General features: G+C 34.8%; 22 protein-coding genes and 2 pseudogenes. 2 read left to right on the top strand and 22 right to left on the bottom strand.

Going from position 1 to position 19,629, the window contains the following annotated elements; all coding sequences use genetic code 11:
- The 9 genes and pseudogenes from N7659_RS03330 to N7659_RS03290 form a co-directional block, all read right to left on the bottom strand.
- Positions 1-687: a response regulator transcription factor gene (locus N7659_RS03330; protein WP_263275804.1), complete on the bottom strand. Its 687-nt coding sequence runs from the start codon at positions 685-687 to the stop codon at positions 1-3.
- 86 nt (positions 688-773) lie between these two features.
- A complete protein-coding gene (locus N7659_RS03325; protein WP_263275803.1) occupies positions 774-2,438 on the bottom strand; it encodes an SSURE domain-containing protein in 1,665 nt (554 codons plus the stop codon).
- A gap of 217 nt (positions 2,439-2,655) precedes the next feature.
- A pseudogene (locus N7659_RS03320) lies at positions 2,656-3,231 on the bottom strand (ComEC/Rec2 family competence protein); the annotation flags it as partial.
- A gap of 718 nt (positions 3,232-3,949) precedes the next feature.
- Positions 3,950-4,534: a hypothetical protein gene (locus N7659_RS03315; RefSeq protein WP_263275802.1), complete on the bottom strand. Its 585-nt coding sequence runs from the start codon at positions 4,532-4,534 to the stop codon at positions 3,950-3,952.
- Positions 4,535-4,627: 93 nt separating this feature from the next.
- Complete coding sequence (locus N7659_RS03310; RefSeq protein ID WP_263275801.1) at positions 4,628-6,043, bottom strand: hypothetical protein; 1,416 nt, start codon at positions 6,041-6,043, stop codon at positions 4,628-4,630.
- A gap of 9 nt (positions 6,044-6,052) precedes the next feature.
- Entirely contained in the window at positions 6,053-6,541 is a 489-nt protein-coding gene (locus N7659_RS03305) for a DUF1643 domain-containing protein (protein WP_263275800.1), read from the bottom strand.
- A 599-nt stretch (positions 6,542-7,140) separates the two neighbouring features.
- A complete protein-coding gene (locus N7659_RS03300) occupies positions 7,141-9,372 on the bottom strand; it encodes a DNA internalization-related competence protein ComEC/Rec2 (protein ID WP_263275799.1) in 2,232 nt (743 codons plus the stop codon).
- Positions 9,365-9,985: a helix-hairpin-helix domain-containing protein gene (locus N7659_RS03295; protein ID WP_263275798.1), complete on the bottom strand. Its 621-nt coding sequence runs from the start codon at positions 9,983-9,985 to the stop codon at positions 9,365-9,367. The genes N7659_RS03300 and N7659_RS03295 overlap by 8 nt, the downstream gene beginning before the upstream one ends.
- Before the next feature lie 58 nt (positions 9,986-10,043).
- Positions 10,044-10,784 (bottom strand): lysophospholipid acyltransferase family protein, encoded by a 741-nt coding sequence (locus tag N7659_RS03290; RefSeq protein WP_263275797.1) that lies wholly within the window; start codon positions 10,782-10,784, stop codon positions 10,044-10,046.
- A 37-nt stretch (positions 10,785-10,821) separates the two neighbouring features.
- Here N7659_RS03290 and N7659_RS03285 point away from each other — a divergent pair, with 37 nt between their 5' ends.
- On the top strand, positions 10,822-11,568 hold the full coding sequence (locus N7659_RS03285; protein WP_263275796.1) for a tRNA1(Val) (adenine(37)-N6)-methyltransferase: 747 nt from the start codon (positions 10,822-10,824) through the stop codon (positions 11,566-11,568).
- A complete protein-coding gene (locus N7659_RS03280; RefSeq protein WP_263275795.1) occupies positions 11,558-11,833 on the top strand; it encodes a GIY-YIG nuclease family protein in 276 nt (91 codons plus the stop codon). The genes N7659_RS03285 and N7659_RS03280 overlap by 11 nt, the downstream gene beginning before the upstream one ends.
- Before the next feature lie 106 nt (positions 11,834-11,939).
- Here the strand turns inward: N7659_RS03280 and N7659_RS03275 are convergent, their stop codons facing one another.
- The 13 genes and pseudogenes from N7659_RS03275 to N7659_RS03215 form a co-directional block, all read right to left on the bottom strand.
- Entirely contained in the window at positions 11,940-12,233 is a 294-nt protein-coding gene (locus tag N7659_RS03275) for a hypothetical protein (RefSeq protein WP_263275794.1), read from the bottom strand.
- Positions 12,220-12,612: a hypothetical protein gene (locus tag N7659_RS03270; RefSeq protein ID WP_263275793.1), complete on the bottom strand. Its 393-nt coding sequence runs from the start codon at positions 12,610-12,612 to the stop codon at positions 12,220-12,222. The genes N7659_RS03275 and N7659_RS03270 overlap by 14 nt, the downstream gene beginning before the upstream one ends.
- Positions 12,594-13,988 (bottom strand): hypothetical protein, encoded by a 1,395-nt coding sequence (locus N7659_RS03265; protein ID WP_263275792.1) that lies wholly within the window; start codon positions 13,986-13,988, stop codon positions 12,594-12,596. The genes N7659_RS03270 and N7659_RS03265 overlap by 19 nt, the downstream gene beginning before the upstream one ends.
- A gap of 1 nt (position 13,989) precedes the next feature.
- The gene (locus tag N7659_RS03260; RefSeq protein WP_263275791.1) at positions 13,990-14,379 is read right to left on the bottom strand and encodes a hypothetical protein; all 390 of its coding nucleotides are present in this window, start codon (positions 14,377-14,379) and stop codon (positions 13,990-13,992) included.
- A gap of 331 nt (positions 14,380-14,710) precedes the next feature.
- Positions 14,711-15,004 (bottom strand): annotated as a pseudogene (locus tag N7659_RS03255) (hypothetical protein); the annotation flags it as partial.
- A 1-nt stretch (position 15,005) separates the two neighbouring features.
- Positions 15,006-15,395 (bottom strand): hypothetical protein, encoded by a 390-nt coding sequence (locus tag N7659_RS03250; protein WP_263275789.1) that lies wholly within the window; start codon positions 15,393-15,395, stop codon positions 15,006-15,008.
- A 172-nt stretch (positions 15,396-15,567) separates the two neighbouring features.
- Positions 15,568-16,026: a hypothetical protein gene (locus tag N7659_RS03245; RefSeq protein WP_317629565.1), complete on the bottom strand. Its 459-nt coding sequence runs from the start codon at positions 16,024-16,026 to the stop codon at positions 15,568-15,570.
- A gap of 104 nt (positions 16,027-16,130) precedes the next feature.
- Positions 16,131-16,589 carry a hypothetical protein gene (locus N7659_RS03240; RefSeq protein WP_317629564.1) on the bottom strand — a complete coding sequence of 153 codons (459 nt, stop codon included), beginning with the start codon at positions 16,587-16,589 and terminating at the stop codon, positions 16,131-16,133.
- A 104-nt stretch (positions 16,590-16,693) separates the two neighbouring features.
- Entirely contained in the window at positions 16,694-17,152 is a 459-nt protein-coding gene (locus N7659_RS03235) for a hypothetical protein (protein WP_317629563.1), read from the bottom strand.
- Between the two features lie 103 nt (positions 17,153-17,255).
- Entirely contained in the window at positions 17,256-17,645 is a 390-nt protein-coding gene (locus N7659_RS03230; protein ID WP_263275886.1) for a hypothetical protein, read from the bottom strand.
- A gap of 154 nt (positions 17,646-17,799) precedes the next feature.
- Positions 17,800-18,207, bottom strand: a complete 408-nt coding sequence (locus N7659_RS03225; protein ID WP_263275884.1) for a hypothetical protein — start codon at positions 18,205-18,207, stop codon at positions 17,800-17,802.
- Between the two features lie 172 nt (positions 18,208-18,379).
- Entirely contained in the window at positions 18,380-18,769 is a 390-nt protein-coding gene (locus tag N7659_RS03220) for a hypothetical protein (RefSeq protein ID WP_263275883.1), read from the bottom strand.
- Positions 18,770-19,133: 364 nt separating this feature from the next.
- On the bottom strand, positions 19,134-19,577 hold the full coding sequence (locus tag N7659_RS03215) for a hypothetical protein (protein ID WP_263275788.1): 444 nt from the start codon (positions 19,575-19,577) through the stop codon (positions 19,134-19,136).
- Between the last annotated feature and the right edge of the window lie 52 nt (positions 19,578-19,629).

The following is a 19,629-nucleotide window of genomic DNA, read 5'->3' as shown; positions in this document are numbered from 1 at the left end:
TTAATCCTCTAACTTGTACCCCAACCCCCAAACGGTTTTAATCGTTGGCGTCTTATCCGTTCTATATTTTGCCATGTCGTTGCGAAGAGAATGAATATGCACATTTAAGGTATTGGTGTCTTCCATGTAATTATCTTCCCAGATTTTTTCATAAAGTTCAGTCTTTGAAAAGACACGGTTTTTATGACTAGCTAAAATCCATAAAAGTTCAAATGTTTTATTGGTCATTTCAAGCTTATGACCGGCAATCCTAATCTCACGTTTGACGTGATTGATAATCAAATCCCCAATCGTCAAGGTATCTTGCTCTTCATTTTGACCGTAAATACGTTTTAGAATATTATTAATTCTTAGGACTAATTCTCTGGGACTAAAAGGTTTTGAAATAAAATCATCTGCCCCCAAACTAAGAGAATAAATCTTATCCGGCTCTGAAACTTTAGCGGTTATAAAGAGGAAAGGTTGATCTGGATTTAACAATAACACTTCACTGATAAAATCATAACCATCCATTTGAGGCATCATAATATCCGTAATAATAATATGAAAGTCTGACTGTTTTACTAAATTTAGTGCTTCAAGACCATTACCAGCAATCTCGACATCGTGGCCTGCTTGTTTTAAATAACGACGATTGATGTCAATGATGGCAGGTTCATCATCAACCAATAGAATCCTATAAGTCATGTTTTTCTCCTAGTTAGAAAAATAGTGTTATACCACCCATTAGTATAACACTATCCTCTTTAAAACGCTATCTTCTACAAGTTGGTTTAGCTATTGGCGTCTTTTTTTGATTTAAAGGCTAAGAAGGAAACACCTGCCACAATCATTGTTAAGAGAAGACCAACAATAGTAAGAAGTGAATGACTTTCTTCACCAGTTGAAGGTAACATCTTATCAGATTTTTTAGCTGACATAGTTGTTGTTGGTTGTGAAGAAGATTTTTGGTGTTCTTGCTTCATTTCTTTGTCTTTTGACATTTGTGAAGAGTGATTCATTTTATTTTTTGAATCATTTTCCATCTTGTCTTTTGGCATGTTTTCCATCTTATCATTCTTATCATCCATTTTTGGCATGTCTTTGTTGATAGTGATGGTCACCATTTTTTCACCGATAAGGTTGTTCATATCAACCATACCGTCTTTAGAACCGTATACTTTAACAGTAGCGTCATAAGTTTGTGTACCATTGACTCTTAGTTGATCAAGCAATGCTTGGCCTTCTAAGCCAGCAAGGTTACCTGATAAGGCTACTTGATAGAAATAGCTACCTTGTGTTAAGCCATCTAATGGTAAGAGTGCTGGATTTTTAGCTGTGCCATTATCTGACCATGGGGCACCGTTAGCCGCTTTCAAGAGAAGACGTGTTAACATCCCATCACCACCGAAGGCTTCGTATGGAATCACTTGGTTAACACCAGCGGTGAATGGACCAGGGGCTTGAGCGTTTGTTAAGTAAGAAGCTGGCACATCTGTGTGGGCTTGAATATTGTCAGCGATAGAAGTTTTCACTTCTTCTGGTGTGGTTTCTTTGTTGATGGTTACTGTTACCATTTTTTCACCGATAAGGTTGTTCATATCGGCCATACCATCTTTAGCCCCATAAACCTTAACAGTAGCGTCATAAGTTTGTGTGCCATTGGCTCTTAGTTGATCAAGCAATGCTTGACCTTCTAAGCCTGCAAGGTTACCTGATAAGGCTACTTGGTAGAAATAGCTTCCCTGTGTTAAGCCATCTAATGGTAAGAGTGCTGGATTTTTAGCTGTGCCATTATCTGACCATGGGGCACCGTTAGCCGCTTTCAAGAGAAGACGTGTTAACATCCCGTCACCACCGAAAGCTTCATATGGAATCACTTGGTTAACACCTGCTGTAAATGGACCAGGGGCTTGAGCGTTTGTTAAGTAGGAAGCTGGGACATTAGTGTGAGCTTGAATGTTATCAGCGAGTGAAGCTTTCACTTCTTCTGGTGTGCTCATCATCATTTCTGGCTCGTTAACTGGTTCTTCAACGGCAACTGGAATGATTTCAGAAGCTGGTAAGTTTTCATCCTCAATAGGTAATGCTTCATTAACTATTGGTGATGTTTCTTCAATAACATCTGCTTCAGAAACAGCTTCTTGTGTTTTTTCTTTAACAATTGGTTCAAGGGCTGGTTCATCAATGACTTCTTTAGCATCTTCTGCTACTTTGGTTATGTCTTCTTCTAAGATAGGTTTTGTCTCCAAGTCTGATTCAGGATTTTCCAGATTATCAACTTGTTCGACAGCTACCGTTTTACTTGTTTCATCTGCAAAACCAGTTGAGGTTGGTGTCACAAAGATTAAGACACCACTAGCTAACATCACAGATGCAACACCAATACTGAGACGACGAATGGACCATTTTTGATAAGAAGCCGTCTTATACGGATTGCTAGATTTATTTTTTTTCATGAGATAATTCCTCTTTTCTATTTACTGAGGCTAGTATAGCAAGAAGACCTTAAGTGCTTCTTAGTCATTTATTAACTATTTCTTAAATAAGACTTAAGATTCCCTTAAGGATGATATTTCTGAAAAAAAGTTATCAGTGTCTAGCTTATAAGGCTAGATTTAACGTTAAAGAAAAAAGACTGGGACAAAAGAGTCTCCAGACTTTAAACTTAAATAATCACCGAACCGTTTCAACTGTCCATTGATTAATCCCTTTAAAACGAATGGCGCCATTAGTATCTGTTCTAAGCACACTAATCTTTTCTTCTTTAAAACGTTCCAGTGTTTCTTGATTGGGATGGTGGTAGCGATTGTTGGCACCTGCTGATACAAGAGCTAAGGCTGGTGAAAGAGCTTTTAAAAAAGCAGGTGTCGAACTACCTGAACTACCATGATGTCCTGCTTTTAAGACATCGACTTTTAAATCAGGATAGTGTTTTAAGAGGTCTTCTTCGCCTTCTTTTTCCAAATCACCAGTGAATAGAAAGCTTTTGTCCAATAATTTTCCGTATAAAACGATGGAATCATTGTTTTTACCATCACCCAGCTGATGAGGATATAGAACTTGGAGCTGACTATTCATGATTGGTAATCTATCTCCTGCTTTTATAACGCGAACACTAACATCCATCGCTTTCAAACGATTGACAAAATCTGGATTAGTCAGACTTCCCACACTAACCAGCACTTCACCAATCGTAAAATGTTTGGCAATCACCTCCATATCACCAATATTGTCTGTGTCGGTATAGGTTCTCAATTTGATACAATTTACTTATTTACCAAGAACTACAAAAGAACATTTCCGAAGAAATGTCCTTTTGTAGTGCCTCGTTCAAGCTAAAGTAACCGTACAAACTCCCACCGCTACTACGAGGCACATAAACTTAAAAATTGACGCCATTATTATACTCATAACTTTGTTCTCCCTATTTTCTAGCCATTCAGCAAACCAAGTACTTATTATATCAATAAGAATTTCCACACCAATTTGAATAGATGTTGAAATAATTGGGGAAGAGCCTGCATCACCGGTTAGCTCTGTATGGTGAGGAGAGGAGTCGAACCTCTCACCCGATTTCAGGTCTAATTAAGTTTCTTTTATTTTAAACATAAATTTAACTTTTGTCAATCTAGTTTTGGCAAATTCTTTTAAAAATATAGTTCTAACTGTAAGCTACTAAATCATTACCATTTTTCAATTTGTGAACAATTTCTATTCCATGCTTATCAATAAGACGTATCATGTATTCAAGAAGAGAGTCGAGGACACCAAATTTTTGAGAGAGACGCTACCAAGTCCATCCCAATTATCTCAGTTGATATATTTCAATTTTATCGTTATAACTTAATTTCATAGAAAAAACACCCCTAAAGTTAGATTTATTGTCTAACTTTAAGGGTGCAGTTCAGAATGACTCCGATTTTTTAAATATTAAATAAATATGTTGATTGTTATGACTGACAAGCCTCTAATACTTATTAGGGAAATATTCTTTACCAAGTTGCCAAATATACCGATCAATATCTTTGACGCTAAACTTGTCTAAACCGTAGAATAATCTAAAAGCAATTATAACCGATTTAAAGGTAGAAAAATTCTTCAATTCAATTTTTTTGAATTTGTAAAAATGATCTCTTTTATTTAGAGCCATTAATACTTTCTCGACATAAATATCATAAATTGGATATTCGTTAGGAAAGTGATGGCTACAGTATTTAGTTGCAAAAGAGTAGAAGTTTTTTGTCTTTCCATTCATATTAACTAAAGCCATCTTATTTACAATAGACTCATCAGAATTTTTAATAGCTTCATCAATATTGAGACTTAAGATATGCTTTGCAACTGGAAAGACGCTAAAAATATTGGTACTGTAAAAATCATTTAGTGCCGAAACCTTTATAAGAATGTCATCAATATCAACATTTTTAGGATAGGTAGTGAAGAACAATTTATCTAACGCATTTTCTTGAAGAACATAGTTTTCCAATGAATCCCACTTTTCTAGATATTTCTCTACTTCCTTTTGATTTGGTTTATATTTTTCTGGTAACAAGTCAGACCTCCTGTATTTTGTATAATTCAGTTACCTACTTCTGTTTCCATATCGATATTAATTATTCAAATAACTCCCCAATGTTTTAAGAACTCAATAATCTTTAACCCAGGTTTCTCCAGGCGCTAAATCAAATCCATTTTCTTTAGCTGTTGCAATTTTTTCTGGTGAAGCTTTCTGCCCTTCACGCAGTTTTCTAATGTGCTTACTTGCATGTGCCTCTCTGTTCTTTAAAGCTTCATCTGAGAAACTATTAACTTCAATAAACGTATCTTCATCCTTTAAAGGCTCTCCTATTTTCTCATCACTAGCTAAGGAAGATTTTTTAGATACTGAAGTATTCTCAAAATCTGCATAGTACTCATCATCATAAGATTTTGCTTCGTCACCATAATAGTAGTCACCTTTGTTCGATTTACTTATATCACGGCTTTCATTATTACTAGATAAAGCAACAGCAATAATAGCTACTGCAGCTTCAACGAACTCTGGATTCTCATCAACAAATTTTAAAGTTGCCTTCCCTATTTTTTTAAAACCATGACCTATGCCAATTGCAACTTTTTTACTAGTATTAACTGCTGTTGGAGAAATAAACTTTAAAAGTCCCTTTTTCTTATTAACTGGTTGATATGAAACTACAAAAGATGCTTTCTCTTTAGAATCAGAATCTTTTTCCACCTTTGTCGTGTTATTCTCAGAAGTACCAGTAGATACCTCTTCATTAAAGATATTTTTGCTCTCTTTTGCATAAGCCATCCAATCATAAGATTGTCCATTTGATACTATACCACTATACAATTTTTCTTTGATTTTTGTTGTATTTATATCTTGTACAGAGAGCTCCGACTCGGCACTTGGCAACAAATCAAACTCTACAAACTTCAAGTAATCGGCCATTACTCTATTGATGTCTGACTTATCAAAAGAAGTATCAAGCGGTCGTTTACTTGGGAATTGAATGCACAACTCATCAAACTCTGTTTGTTGTTTTTTAGTCAGTTGTTTTAAGCCTTCCTCAGTAGTTAGAATACCTTCAATATCAACCATAGGAATTTCATATCTCTCATTAACTATCTTCTTCCACTGATTAAATATATATGTACTGCCACCACTTTTTACATCAGGTCCTGGAACTGCTTTAAAACCCTCGCCTGTGTTGATAATATGAAGTAAATCTGCCTTCGATGAAGGATCAGGATTTGTTATTGTCATAATAACTGTACCCTTGTTCTTCAACGCATTATATTCAGCACAGACAAACCATTCAGCAATAATGCCCCTAAACAAACTTAAATCATTTTTACCATTTCTTTCCCTGAGTAGAGCAAGTCCTTTTGAAAGACTTTGTGGTGTTCTCACCATTTTCTCTATGACTTCATCAGAGTAGTTCTTAGTAGCAAACTGCCTTACAGCTGCCATTACACAATCTATATATTCTTCTGGTACGGTATACTCTGAGGTTAATAGTTGGACTAACCTCTCTCGTTTATCAACTGTTAAATCCATAAAAATTACCTAAAAATCTAAATACAGCTTACCAGCTTCTGAAATATTCTGTTTTACACTTCGGTTCAAAGGATGGACTGGTTGCCCCCACTTAATTAGAGGTGCGAAAGAATACACACAGTTATTATTCTGCTTAAATGAGTCTAAGAGGTGATTTCTAACTTTTACTAAGGAATGTTGTCCTAGATTCCCCCAAGCACCCCAAACTTCGTCGATACCGTTATCAATTAAAAACTCCAAAATTAGCTGGACATTTTCTTCAGAAAGGTCTGGGTTAAAGTCATCCAAATCAGAGGCATTAGTAGCTCGTTCAGGATACACATTAGCTACTAGCCAACCATTATATCCTAACTTCTTACTTGCATTGATTATTCTATTGATAGTTCTATCACTGTAGGACTTATTAGCTGCGGATGGATTCATACAAACTGCAACTAATGGGGGTTGTCCTAAACGACTAAGCAGAAATCTGTGATATTCATTGTATTTTGATGGCATACACAAATTATTCTCTTACCTATTGGATACTGTGGGCGAATTTTAGTAATTTTGTTATTCATAGAAACACCTCATTAAAATCATTATACCACGAAAACACTTACAGCAAAATAGAAAATAGTAGGAACACAGAGACCACGTCCCTACCAATATGAATTGTGAGTGAGTGGACTTACATTTACTTATCATTCTTTCTGAAGTCTAGCAACTTCTCAAATTTAATATGCTTAAAGACGAAAGCCTTATCTTATAGGATATGTATATCTTCCACTTTGTAGACTGAGTTTCATCAAAAGTACTGACACGACAATATACTTCTACTCTCAACTTGTTGCTTTAACATCCGTAAACTCACGCTTAGCTGGAATAATATCAGCTGTTCGTTAATTTTCGAATGCCTCACGAATACGTTCTTATTGCTCTTTCACTAAAAATTCTATAAGACCTTTGTGATAGTGTGCTTCTTCTAGGAGTTTCTTTTCCACTGATTTCAAGTTCAACAATCAATATTTCATACTTATCAGCTAAGTTCCTATACTTTTTCTGATAGACATCTTGGTCTTGGAGGATTAAAGCACAATTTGAAACTAGCTTAGATATCATCTCACCGTTTCAACTGTCCATTGATTAATCCCTTTAAAACGAATGGCGCCATTAGTATCTGTTCTAAGCACACTAATCTTTTCTTCTTTAAAACGTTCTAGTGTTTCTTGATTGGGATGGTGGTAGCGATTGTTGGCACCTGCTGATACAAGAGCTAAGGCTGGTGAAAGAGCTTTTAAAAAAGCTGGCGTCGAACTACCTGAACTACCATGATGTCCTGCTTTTAAAACATCGACTTTTAAATCAGGATAGTGTTTTAAGAGGTCTTCTTCGCCTTCTTTTTCCAAATCACCAGTGAATAGAAAGCTTTTGTCCAATAATTTTCCGTATAAAACGATGGAATCATTGTTTTTACCATCACCCAGCTGATGAGGATATAGAACTTGGAGCTGACTATTCATGATTGGTAATCTATCTCCTGCTTTTATAACGCGAACACTAACAGCCATCGCTTTCAAACGATTGACAAAATCTGGATTAGTCAGACTACCCTCACTAACTAGCACTTCACCAATCGTAAACTGTTTGGCAATCACCTCCATATCACCAATATGATCTGTGTCGGTGTGAGTTAGAACCAGCTGGTCAATGTTAGTCACCCCTCTATTTTTCAGATAAGGAACCAGAGTTCTTTCAGCATTTGACACACTGTATTTTTTCTGCCAAGCTTCTTTAGGTGCAAAATCAAGTCTACCACCGACATCTATCAGCATCGTTTTTCCTGTCATATCCCTGATAAAAAGACTATCTCCTTGACCAATATCAACCACGGTTACCTCATTTTCAAAAGGGTGTTTGATGCTAATAAAAACAAGAGCTAGTCCTAAAACCAGCCAGACAATCACTTTTTTCTTGTGCCGATAATCATATAAAAACAATAAACCTAGCAGTAGTAACATCAGCTGGACCAAATTGGGGCTACCAAAAATCAAGGGTTGACCTAAAATCTGACTGAGGCTTGAAATCATCCTTTCTAACAAAATAAAGAAAGGATTAAAGAAAGAAAGCGACAGCACGGGTTGCAATAAAAAAGCAATCGATAAGAGAGGCAATAAAAACACATCAAATAAAAGAGCAAAACCGGCTGTTAGGATAATCGAAAAAGGTTGAAAACCAGAAAAAAACCAGATTAAAAGTGGAAGAATTCCTAGTGAAATACTTAAACTCTTAAACACCCTTTGTTGAAAAGGATTTTTGCCTTCACTATTAATCGCACCAATAATAAAGGCAAAGGAAAAACTGAGGACTCCGCCTGTGGTTTGTAGGAAAAATGGCATTATAATCATGCTTATCATAAGGGTGGTGGCGAAATTATCTAGTCCTTTAATTTGCCATTTTGATAGTAGGGCTTGAATCAAGCTACGAATGACCGAGACTGAAAAACCGGTTAGGCCAGCATAGATGAAAGAGAAAAAAACTTGGAGAACGAGAACATGTTCCTGACAAATCCCTATTCTTAGGAAAAATTTTCTAAAATAGCGGAGAAAAAAACCAACCTGCATACCTGATAAGGCGAACAAATGAATAATCCCCAGACTACTGTATAAATTCGTCATTTCAGCAAATTCCTTGTCGAGATAGCCAAACAAAAGCCCCGTCATATAATGCTTCATCGGGGCAGGAAAGTTGGTCTGAATCATAACAATAGCACGTCGCCTCAGCATGGCGAGATAAGCAAAAGGATCACTCGCTGGTGTCGTTTCAATCGCTTTTATCTCTTTGATATGAAGCGTTTGATAAATGCCTTTTGTCTTCAAATAGTGTTGGTAGTTAAATCCTTTAAAATTACGCTGAGGAGTCGCTTTTTGCGTCACTCCTTCTACTTTTAAGAGAAGATTTTGTGTGTTCTCAGCAAAAAAAGCTTTCTCTTTTTGACTTTTCAACTGATAGAAGACTTGATAGCTGTGTCCATCAAAACGACCTGTGAAACTTAGTTGATCGCCATTAATGACAAGACTATCAGTCAGCATCTGAACCTCTGTCACTTCTCTTAATGCTTCTTTAGACTGAACTTCACTTTGTTGTTTGATAAACAGAAAAAAACAACAAAAGAGGCTCAAAAAAAGACCTGTTTGATAAATCGTTTGTCGATTGTGTTGTTTAACAAGAAGAAAAAGGCTTAGTAAAAACCATGCCAAAAGAAGATAGGAAAAGTAAAAGACATTAAAATAAAGGAGAACGAGTAAAAAAGCCAAATAAATCGGTTTAAGAGGAAACCACTTAATCAAAACGCACCTCTTCTTTTAATTGATTAACCATTTTTTCACCTATCCCACTGACATTTTTCAAGTCATCAAGGGAACTAAAAGAACCATTTGCTTCACGGTAATCAAGGATATCTTGCGCTCTTTTTTGACCGATACCTGAAAGACTTTGCAACTCCTCCAAACTAGCCGTATTAAGGTTAATTTTTCCATTTTCTTTTGACTTGGTTTCTGGTGTGATGACACTGATATCTTCACCCTGACTAGCAACATAAACCACTTGTTCATCCGTTAATTTTTCAGCAAGATTGATTGATTTTTTATCAGCAGTTTCTAAAAAACCACCTGCCTTGTTGATTAAATCATTGATACGACTACCACTAGGCATTTGATAGACACCTTCTTTAAGGACTGCACCTTTTAAATCGATAGTCACTTCTTGAGGAGGATTTTCTGCCACACTTGTTTGGGTTGTAGTTGTCTCTTCTATTTGTGGCGTTTCCAAAATATCTACTTGTGTCGTTTCTTTTTCAGGCATCATCATAGGGATAATCACACTGAGGGCTAAAACCACAATAATAGCTACTAAAACTGCCACTATTTTATTTTCTTTAAGTTTTTCAATCATTGTTTCCATACATCACCTCTTATCTCATTATTCGTAAATAAAAAAGCTTTCCTGTTAAGGAAAAGCTTTATTTAAAATGTTTTTCTGGGTCCCAGACGAAACTGCCAATCAGGCTAAATAAAAAGGTAAAGATGACAACAACAAGAGCAATCAAAGCAAAAGGAATTCTAAAAAGATAGGTTAGAGGATTCACTCTTTTGTTATTATGAAGAGGTTTGGTTTCTTCATCTAAACGGTCAAATTCATTTTGAATACGACTCGCCACTTCTTTTAGCCCTTCATCATCCAAACGTTTAATGTCTGACACATCAATAGGATTACCAAAGTTGACGTCAACACGATCACCTTTAATCAAATCTTTTAAGTGCATTGGTCCTTGATAAACAGCTGGCATAATTCTCACCTTGGCCATTTTGGCAATGGCTGCGACTCCACCTTTAATCTCCGTTGAATGACGGCTCCCACTTGGAAACATCATGAGCGATCGTTGACTGTTTTTCAACATTTTAATCGGGTAACGAATAGCTTTTTGACTTGGATTTTCACGGTCAACTGGAAAGGCACCACACATTCTAATCCACCAACTAATCAAGCGATTTTCAAAGAGTTCTTTTTTCGCCATAAAGATGAATTGTTTTGGACGAGCAGCAAAAGCCATGTAAACGGGATCCCACCAAGTTCTGTGTGGGGCAACAAAGATATAATTTTCTTTTTGATCAATAATCTTATCTTGGTTGTGGTAATGGGCATTGCCATTGATAATCCATAGTAAAAAAACGACTAAACCACGTAGATAGGTATAAAACACGTTAAACTCTCCTTAAATTTTATGCTATAATTATAACATGAAATCAGTAAATCTAAAAGACATGGAACGCATCGACCAATTATTTTCAACAGATGTCAAAATCATTCAAAACAAGGACGTTTTTAGCTATTCGATTGATAGTGTTTTGCTAGCTCGTTTCCCAAAATTTCCCAGTCGTGGTTTAATTGTTGATTTGTGCAGTGGTAACGGGGCTGTGGGCTTATTTGCCTCCACAAAAACACGCGCCAAAATCGTTGAGATTGAACTGCAAGAACGCTTGGCTGAAATGGCACAACGCTCTATTTTGCTTAATGACTTGCAAAATCAAGTGACAATGATTAATGATGATTTGAAAAATCTTTTAACCCATGTGCCTAGATCTCAGGTGGATCTTATCTTATGCAATCCTCCTTATTTTAAAGCAACCAACACGTCTAAAAAGAATCTGAGTGAACATTACCTACTGGCTAGGCATGAAATCACAACCAATTTGACTGAGATTTGTGAGGTGAGTCGTCACGCCTTAAAAAGTAATGGCCGCTTAGCCTTGGTGCATCGTCCTGATCGTTTTTTAGAAATTCTTGAAACCTTGAAGGCCCATAACTTGGCGCCAAAGCGTGTTCAGTTTGTTCACCCAAAGGCAGGAAAAGAAGCCAATATGCTCTTAATTGAAGCCATTAAAGATGGTTCCATTGAGGGATTAAAAATCCTACCACCTCTAATTGTTCACGAAGACAATGGTGATTATACAAAGGAAATTTTTGAGATATACTATGGACGATAACACAAAAGCTTTTATGTACGTGCTAAAATGTTCTGATGGCACACTTTATACTGGATATACCACAGATGTTAAAAAACGCTTAGCCACTCATAATGCCGGTAAAGGCGCTAAATACACCAAGCAACGCTTGCCGGTTGAGCTCATCTATCAAGAAGAATTCGCGACAAAAAGTGAGGCCATGAGCGCTGAGAACTACTTCAAACAAAAAACAAGACAGGAAAAACTGGCCTACATTGCTCAACACTCAAAATTGAACAAGGATTGATGGAGACAAGGTGCCTTTGTCTTATAGTGCTTGTGACTATCTGCCTAAAATAACAAAAAAACGCTAGTCTAGCGTTTTTCTTTGTCGTTATAAACCGTTTCTTTTATTAAATGATACTATCATAATTGTTTAATTTTTCTGATAGCAATGTTTCTAATTTATTCCTTACCTCACCTTTAATGGCTGTATCTAATTGATCTTTGATGGCTTCAATATTATTTTTAGTCGTTTTTGAACTATTTTCAGTGTTCGTTTTAAAGTTTTCTTTTTCTATTTTTCTACTCTGCTTAGCCAAACGAGATTCTGTTACAATACGAGCTATTTCTACATCTCGACGAATTTGTTTTAAAACTAACTCATATTCGTCGAAGTCAAAGGAATAGTAATCATTCATTATCATTTGCATACTCCTTTCTTAATGTTTTAAGCTCAATTTCCAATTGATTTTTTAACTGTTGAAACTTACTCTTTGCTAGTTCTCTTTCTTCTTCTAACTGATGGTATTGTCTTTTAAATTGACTGTCTGATTCTGACAAGAGGTGTTCCATTTTATTAAAAAAATCCATAGCTTCACTTGGTGGTAAAGAAAAACGTTTCAAGGTTTGATTCATTTTTTCTTTTTCTTCTTGAACCATTTGATGAAGCAAAAATCTTCTGTGTTCAAGATTTTCTTCTTTTTCTTGATATTTTTTCTTTTGCGTGTAGTAGCTTGTTTCTTCAGCTTCCAATGCTATTTCTTTTTGATGAATGTCACTAATATCTATAGTTCTTCTTGCCATGCTTTAAATTCTCCTGCAAGTTTATCATCCAGTGCCACCTTGCTATCAATGACTGTCTGAATTTCAGTGTCTAGTGTTTCAAAATCTTCAGCCAGACTTGTCATCTTTAAAGTTATGGCATCAGTATAAGAGTGAAAAGAATTAACGAATTTGTCATAGGTAATTCCCTCATCAGCAAAAATACTTTTAACTTCATAATAGGTTAATTCGTTATAAGAACTAAAATCAATAGCGTTCCAAATGGCTTGTACAGCTTCATTAGCAGTAGTTCTAAAATCAGAGACCTGATCAGCTCCGGCGCGTGCTGTTTTTGCCATTGAAGACGCTAATATTTGGCCCTGAGCAGCATCTAAAAACAACTTCTCTGCTCCTGATAAACGACCACCACTTTCTTGCCAACGTTTTTTTAAGGTTTTGAAATGCTTCATTTTCTCTTTAGAAGAAACGAGATTATCATAGAAATGACTATCTAAGTATTGTGTGCCAATCACTTTACCATTTTCATCTATCAATTGCCCTTTACTATTGAAACGGAAAGCATCAATGTCGTGGTTAGCAAAAATAGTATCAACATCATGATTATCTATGATATCATGAATTGAATATGGCCCATTAACTCCTTTTGAAACCCCCAAAATATCAACTCCAAAATAGGCACCAAAATTACCAATTAAATCGCTGTTAATACGAAAACTATTGTACAATTCTTGATTCTTTTTGACCCAAATAATCTCTTGCATTGTCAATAGACGTCCAGCATTAGGAGCATTAAAAACAGTAGCTGGCCATTGGGTTTTAACTGCTACAAAAAGAGCTATAAACCCTCCTAAAGAATGTCCAGTAAAGCTAAAGTTAGAATTTGGGAAATCTTTTTTTAATTGGTAATAAAATTGGAGGCTAGACTCCAGTTGAGTTTCGCTACCTGTGATTGAGAGAGCTGGAGCTGGTGTTGGCATTAAAAGATTTGGAAGCACAACTGAATTTTCTGAATGGTCATTAATCATTGAAGAAAACACAGGTTTGATATCAGTTATTAAGCCAAGCTTTTGATTTATAAGTATGTTTTGAAAATCAGTACCGAGATCACGAGCATCATCAGTATTAGTCCCTGCAAAAGCAATGATAATTTGTGATGTGTCCACCTCGCCATTTTCTACTGGTGCAACGGCCATGGCTTGCATCCCATTGTCATTAGTGGGGTCAGCATCATTGTTGTTGTCTTGAACAGCAATGACTTGGTATTTTTTTAATGTAACACCATCTAATAAAGTTTTACCTTCATAAATAATATCTGTATCATTTGACTTAGCTTTACTAGGTTCTATATTGTAAACTTGTTTAGCTAAATCTTTAAAACTACTATCTGGTATTCCCATTTTAATCCTCTTTTTGATTTTTTGAATGAATAATTTTTACACCATCCAGTGATGTTTTCTCAATACTGTCCAAACGAAACTTAGGGCCCAGAAGTTCTTCAAATCCTGGGCTTTCTTCTAATTTAAAGGTATCAGGATGATAGTTATATCCTGAAAGAGTTTCTAACCCTGAAAGACTATCAAATAAAAAACTTACTCGATTTTCCTTATTAATAATTGCTGTTGTCCCCCATGAATTAGTTTCTGGAGAATAGCCCCAACCAGTAAATTCTATTTCTTTAACTTCTTCATAGTCACTGACCATCATTTTCGCAATGCTTGTTTCTAGGGCATGTTGCTGCTCTGTTAGGTTTTCTTGGGTATCGACTTTTTCTTGATTTAAACTAAACATTAATGTGATTCCTCCTATTAAAACGAGTCCGCTAAGTATTATTGCTAAAAACGTTTTTTTCCGAAACATTTGACTACCTCATCTTTCTGCAATTTTATTGCTTTTCTATGATATGTTTTTAACTGTCATCTAAGAAGCAAACATCATCTCATTTTATTTAGTTGTTAATAAATACAATCAGATTATTTTTGATTCACTTAGACGGACGCATTTTGTCAAACATTATTATTGTCATCATTATATCAAAAAATGATTAAAAATACGAAGTTTATCATTAAAAAGTTTAGACAAGCATCACATTAATTGAAGACCTATTTTCTGTTAAAGGATAATCAAGAAAATCTGCACTATTTGTCCCTGCATAGGCAATGACAATTTGCGTTGTATCTACTTTCCCATTGACTATTGGTGCAACAGCCATGGCTTGCATCCCATTGTCATTAGTGGGGTCAGCATCATTGTTGTTGTCTTGAACAGCAAGAACTTGGTATTGTTTTTTGGTATAACGATCAGACAAAGAATCACCTACATTAACAACATTATAACCGTTTGATTGAGCTTTTGCAGGTTCAGTATTATAGACTTGTTTTGCCAATTCTTGATAGCTACTATCTGATATTCCCATATCAATCCTCATTTCGTTTTTTTGAATGTGTAATCTTTATACCTTCTATAGAAGTTTGTTCAATTTCATCTACTCGAAATCTAGCACCTGGAAGGTTTTCTACACCAGGTTTTCTAACTAATTTAAAAGTGTCTGGATAATAGCTTCTTCCATCTAGTTCCTCTAGTCCAGAAAGGCCGTCAAATGAAAAATCCATTATATTATTCTTATTAATAGTTGCTATCGTTCCCCATGAACCTGTTTCTGGAGAATAGCCCCAACCATTAAACGAGACTTCTTCTACGCCTTCATACTCACTAACCAATAATTTTACAATGCTTGTTTCTAGGGCATGTTGTTGTTCTGTTAGATTTTCTTGGGTGTCGACTTTTTCCTGATTTAAACTAAACATTAATGTGAGTCCTCCTATTAAAACGAGTCTGCTAAGTATTATTGCTAAAAACATTTTTTTTCGAAACATTTGACTACCTTATCTTTCCGGTATTTTTTGATTGCACTCTTCTAAGCTATGTTCAGAAACCTTTTCAGCAATTTATTGAAAACTACTATCTGAAATACTCTTATTAGTTACCTTTATAATCCTTAGAATAAGTAATTGTTATTCCTTCAAGAGATATTTTTTCAATATCTTCTACTCGATATCTAACTGCTGGTAAATTTTTTATTTCTGATTTTTCAATTAATTGAAAAGTATCTGAAGAGTAGACACTACTTGAAAGTTCTTCTAAGCTCGATAAACTGTCAAAAGCAAGACTAATTTCATTATCTTGATTAACAATAACTATCATGTACCAGTCTCCAGTTTCTTTTGAATGACCCCACTTTGTAAATTCTATTTCTTTGACGTCTTCATAGTCACTGACAAACATTTTCGCTATGCTTGTTTCTAGGGCATGTTGCTGCTCTGCAAGGTTTTCTTGGGTGTCGGTTTTTTCCTGATTTAAGCTAAACATTAATGTGATTCCTACTACTAGAACTAAACTGCTTAGTATTATCGCCCAAATCATTTTTTTCCGAAACATTTGACTACCTCATCTTTCTACACTTGTTTACTTTAATAGGCTAGGTTTTTTTATTAGAGACTTCTTTAGTCAGTCTTTAATAACTACTATCTGGTATCTCCATCTTAATCCTCTTTTTGATTTTTAGAATAGATAATTTTTACACCTTCAAGAGATGTTTTTTGAATACTCTCTAGTCGAGAGTTTACAACCATTGGGTTTTCAATTCCTGATTTTTTTATTAATTTAAAAGTTTCTGAAGAAAAGACACTACTTGAAAGCTCCTCTAAACCTAATAAACTATCAAACGAAAGATTAATCTCATTATCATTATTAATAATAACTGTAATATACCATGAGCTAGTATTGGATGAATAAAGCCATTTAGTAAATTCTATTTCTTTAACGTCTTCATAATCACTGACAAACATTTTCGCTATGCTTGTTTCTAGGGCATATTGCTGCTCTGCAAGGTTTTCTTGGGTGTCGGTTTTTTCTTGATTTAAACTAAACATTAATGTGAGTCCTAGCATTAAAACAAGACTGCTAACTATTATTGCTAAAATGGTTTTTTTATGGAACATCTGACTATCTCATCTTTCCGGTATTTTTTGATTTCACTCTTCTAAGCTCTGTATTATAGACTTCTTTAGCAATTTTCTGATAACTGCTATCTGGTATTCCCATCTTAATCTCCTTTATAATCTTTAGAATAAATAACAATTATACCTTCAAGTGATGTTTGCTCAATATCTTTTACTCGATATCTTATTGCCGGTAGTTCCTCAACCTCTGGTTTTTCAATTACTTTAAAAGTTTTTGGAGAATGAACGCTACCTGACATTGCTTCTAATCCTTCTAAGTTATCAAAAGATAGACTCATTCTATTGTCCTTATTAACAATGACTCTCATATACCAGTCTCCAGTTTCAGGAGAATGACCCCAACCTGTAAATTCTATTTCTTCCACGCCTTCATAATCATTGACAAACCATTTTGCAATGCTTGTTTCTAGGGCATGTTGCTGCTCTGCAAGGTTTTCTTGGGTGTCGGTTTTTTCCTGATTTAAGCTAAACATTAATGTGAGTCCTGCGATTAAAACAAGACTGCTAACTATTATTGCTAAAATCATTTTTTTATGAAACATCTGACTACCTCATCTTTCTGGTATTTTTTGATTTCACTCTTCTAAGCTATGTTCAGAAACCTTTTCAGCAATTTCTTGAAAACTGCTATCTGAAATACTCTTATTAGTTACCTTTATAATCCTTAGAATAAGTAATTGTTATTCCTTCAAGAGATATTTTTTCAATATCTTCTACTCGATATCTTATAGGAGGAAGATTTTCAATCTCTGGATTTTTCTCCAATTTAAATTCTTCAGGATGATAAGTTAAGCCATCAATTTTTTCTATGTCTGTCAAACTTTCTGCCGAAAGACTGATTCTATTATTCTTATTAATAATAACAATTGTTCCCCATGATCCTGTTTCAGGTGAATAGCCCCAACCTGTAAATTCTATTTCTTCCACGTTTTCATAATCACTAACAAACCATTTTGCAATGCTTGTTTCTAGGGCATGTTGCTGCTCTGCAAGGTTTTCTTGGGTGTCGGTTTTTTCCTGATTTAAGCTAAACATTAATGTGAGTCCTGCGATTAAAACAAGACTGCTAACTATTATTGCCAAAATCATTTTATTTTTTGACATTTTTCTCTCCCATTTTTTTGAATATGCTTAAGTTTATTTTACTTGGTTTAATGTTATAGATGTTTTTGCCAGTTCTTGATAACTACTATCTGATATTCCCATCATAATTCTCTTTATAATCTTTTGAATAAGTAATTTTAATATTTGTAAGAGATATTTTTTCAATGCTCTCACTTCTATATCTTGCGGATGGAAGATCTTCAACACCAGGTCTTTCTTCTAAATGAAATTCATAATAGTAGTATGTGATTCCAGTTAATTCTTCCAAACCTGAAAGACCAGAAAATGATAAACTTATTTCATTATCTTTGTTAATAATAACAGTTGTTCCCCAAGAACCAGTTTCAGGAGAATGACCCCAACCTGTAAATTCTATTTCTTCCACGCCTTCATAATCATTGACAAACCATTTTGCAATGCTTGTTTCTAGGGCATGTTGCTGCTCTGCAAGGTTTTCTTGGGTGTCGGTTTTTTCCTGATTTAAGCTAAACATTAATGTGAGTCCTGCGATTAAAACAAGACTGCTAACTATTATTGCTAAAATGGTTTTTTTATGAAACATCTGAATCTCTCACTTTTCTACACTTGTTTACTTTAATAGGCTAGTTTTTTTATTAGAGACTTCTTTAGTCAGTCTTTAATAACTACTATCTGGTATCTCCATCTTAATCCTCTTTTTGATTTTTAGAATGTATAATTTTTATTCCTTCAATAGAAGTTTTTTCAATTTCTTCTACGCGGAATCTAGCACCTGGAAGATCTTCAAAACCCGGTTTTTCTTCTAATTTAAAGGTATCAGGATGATAAGTACTGCCATCTATCTCCTCAAGTCCAGAAAGACCATCGAATGAAAAACTTATTGTATTGTCACGGTTAATGGTTGCTATCGTTGCCCACGAACCTGTTTCTGGAGAATAGCCCCAACCATTAAACGAGACTGCTTCTACGCCTTCATACTCACTAACCAATAATTTTACTATACTTGTTTCTAGGGCATGTTGCTGCTTGGTTAGGTTTTCTTGGGTGTCGGTTTTTTCTTGATTTAAACTAAACATTAATGTGAGTCCTGCGATTAAAACAAGACTGCTAACTATTATTGCCAAAATCGTTTTTTTATGGAACATGTGAATCTCTCTCTTTTCTACATTTGCTTACTTTAATAGGCTAGGTTTTTTATTATAGGCTTATTTCTCAATTCTTGATATTGCTATTTTATCACTCTTTATTTATCGAATTGTTTGATTTAAAATAATAAAAATCATTTTTTGTTATATTTTAATAATAATACAAAACTTATATCATGGAAACGCCTTTTTTATTACTATTATATAATAGATTTAGGTTAAAATAAATGGTTTGAAATTTTATAAGATAATTTTTTTGTGATCTTTATTTTCTCTTTCCACTAAAAGAGCATGGTCAATTAAGACCATGCTGGTTTTTCTTATTTTTTAAAGGTGAGACATAATCATCTGGTAATTTACCTTTCCAGTCTATCCATTCTTTTTCAGCAATGGGAATCAGTTCTTCTAGTTCCTCTTGACTGAATAGATCATGACTTTTTGGATTTGCTACTAATGCAGTCAAAGTACCCAATACAAATTTCTTCTCATTTGCTCTTTCTTCTTCCTCTGTCAGTGGCCATCTACCTGTTTCAATTTTAAAACTAATATCAGCCAATGTTCTTTCACCTTTTTCATATAAACGATAAAGTTCTTCTGGTAGTTCATAAACCACTCGTTCAGCTGCAATTCCTTCCTCATTAACCAAATAATAAAGACCATTATGACGCCAAATCTTACCATTAGGTGCCATTTGTTCATATTGACTGACTTCTTCCCATGTTAATCTAGTTTTTGCCATGTAAAATTTCCTTCCTCAATACCAATGTTTTTATCTCAATCTGATGATGCTA

The organism is Streptococcus sp. CSL10205-OR2 (genome assembly GCF_025660655.1).
Lineage (GTDB): Bacteria > Bacillota > Bacilli > Lactobacillales > Streptococcaceae > Streptococcus.
This window is presented reverse-complemented; position numbering and strand designations above follow the sequence as displayed.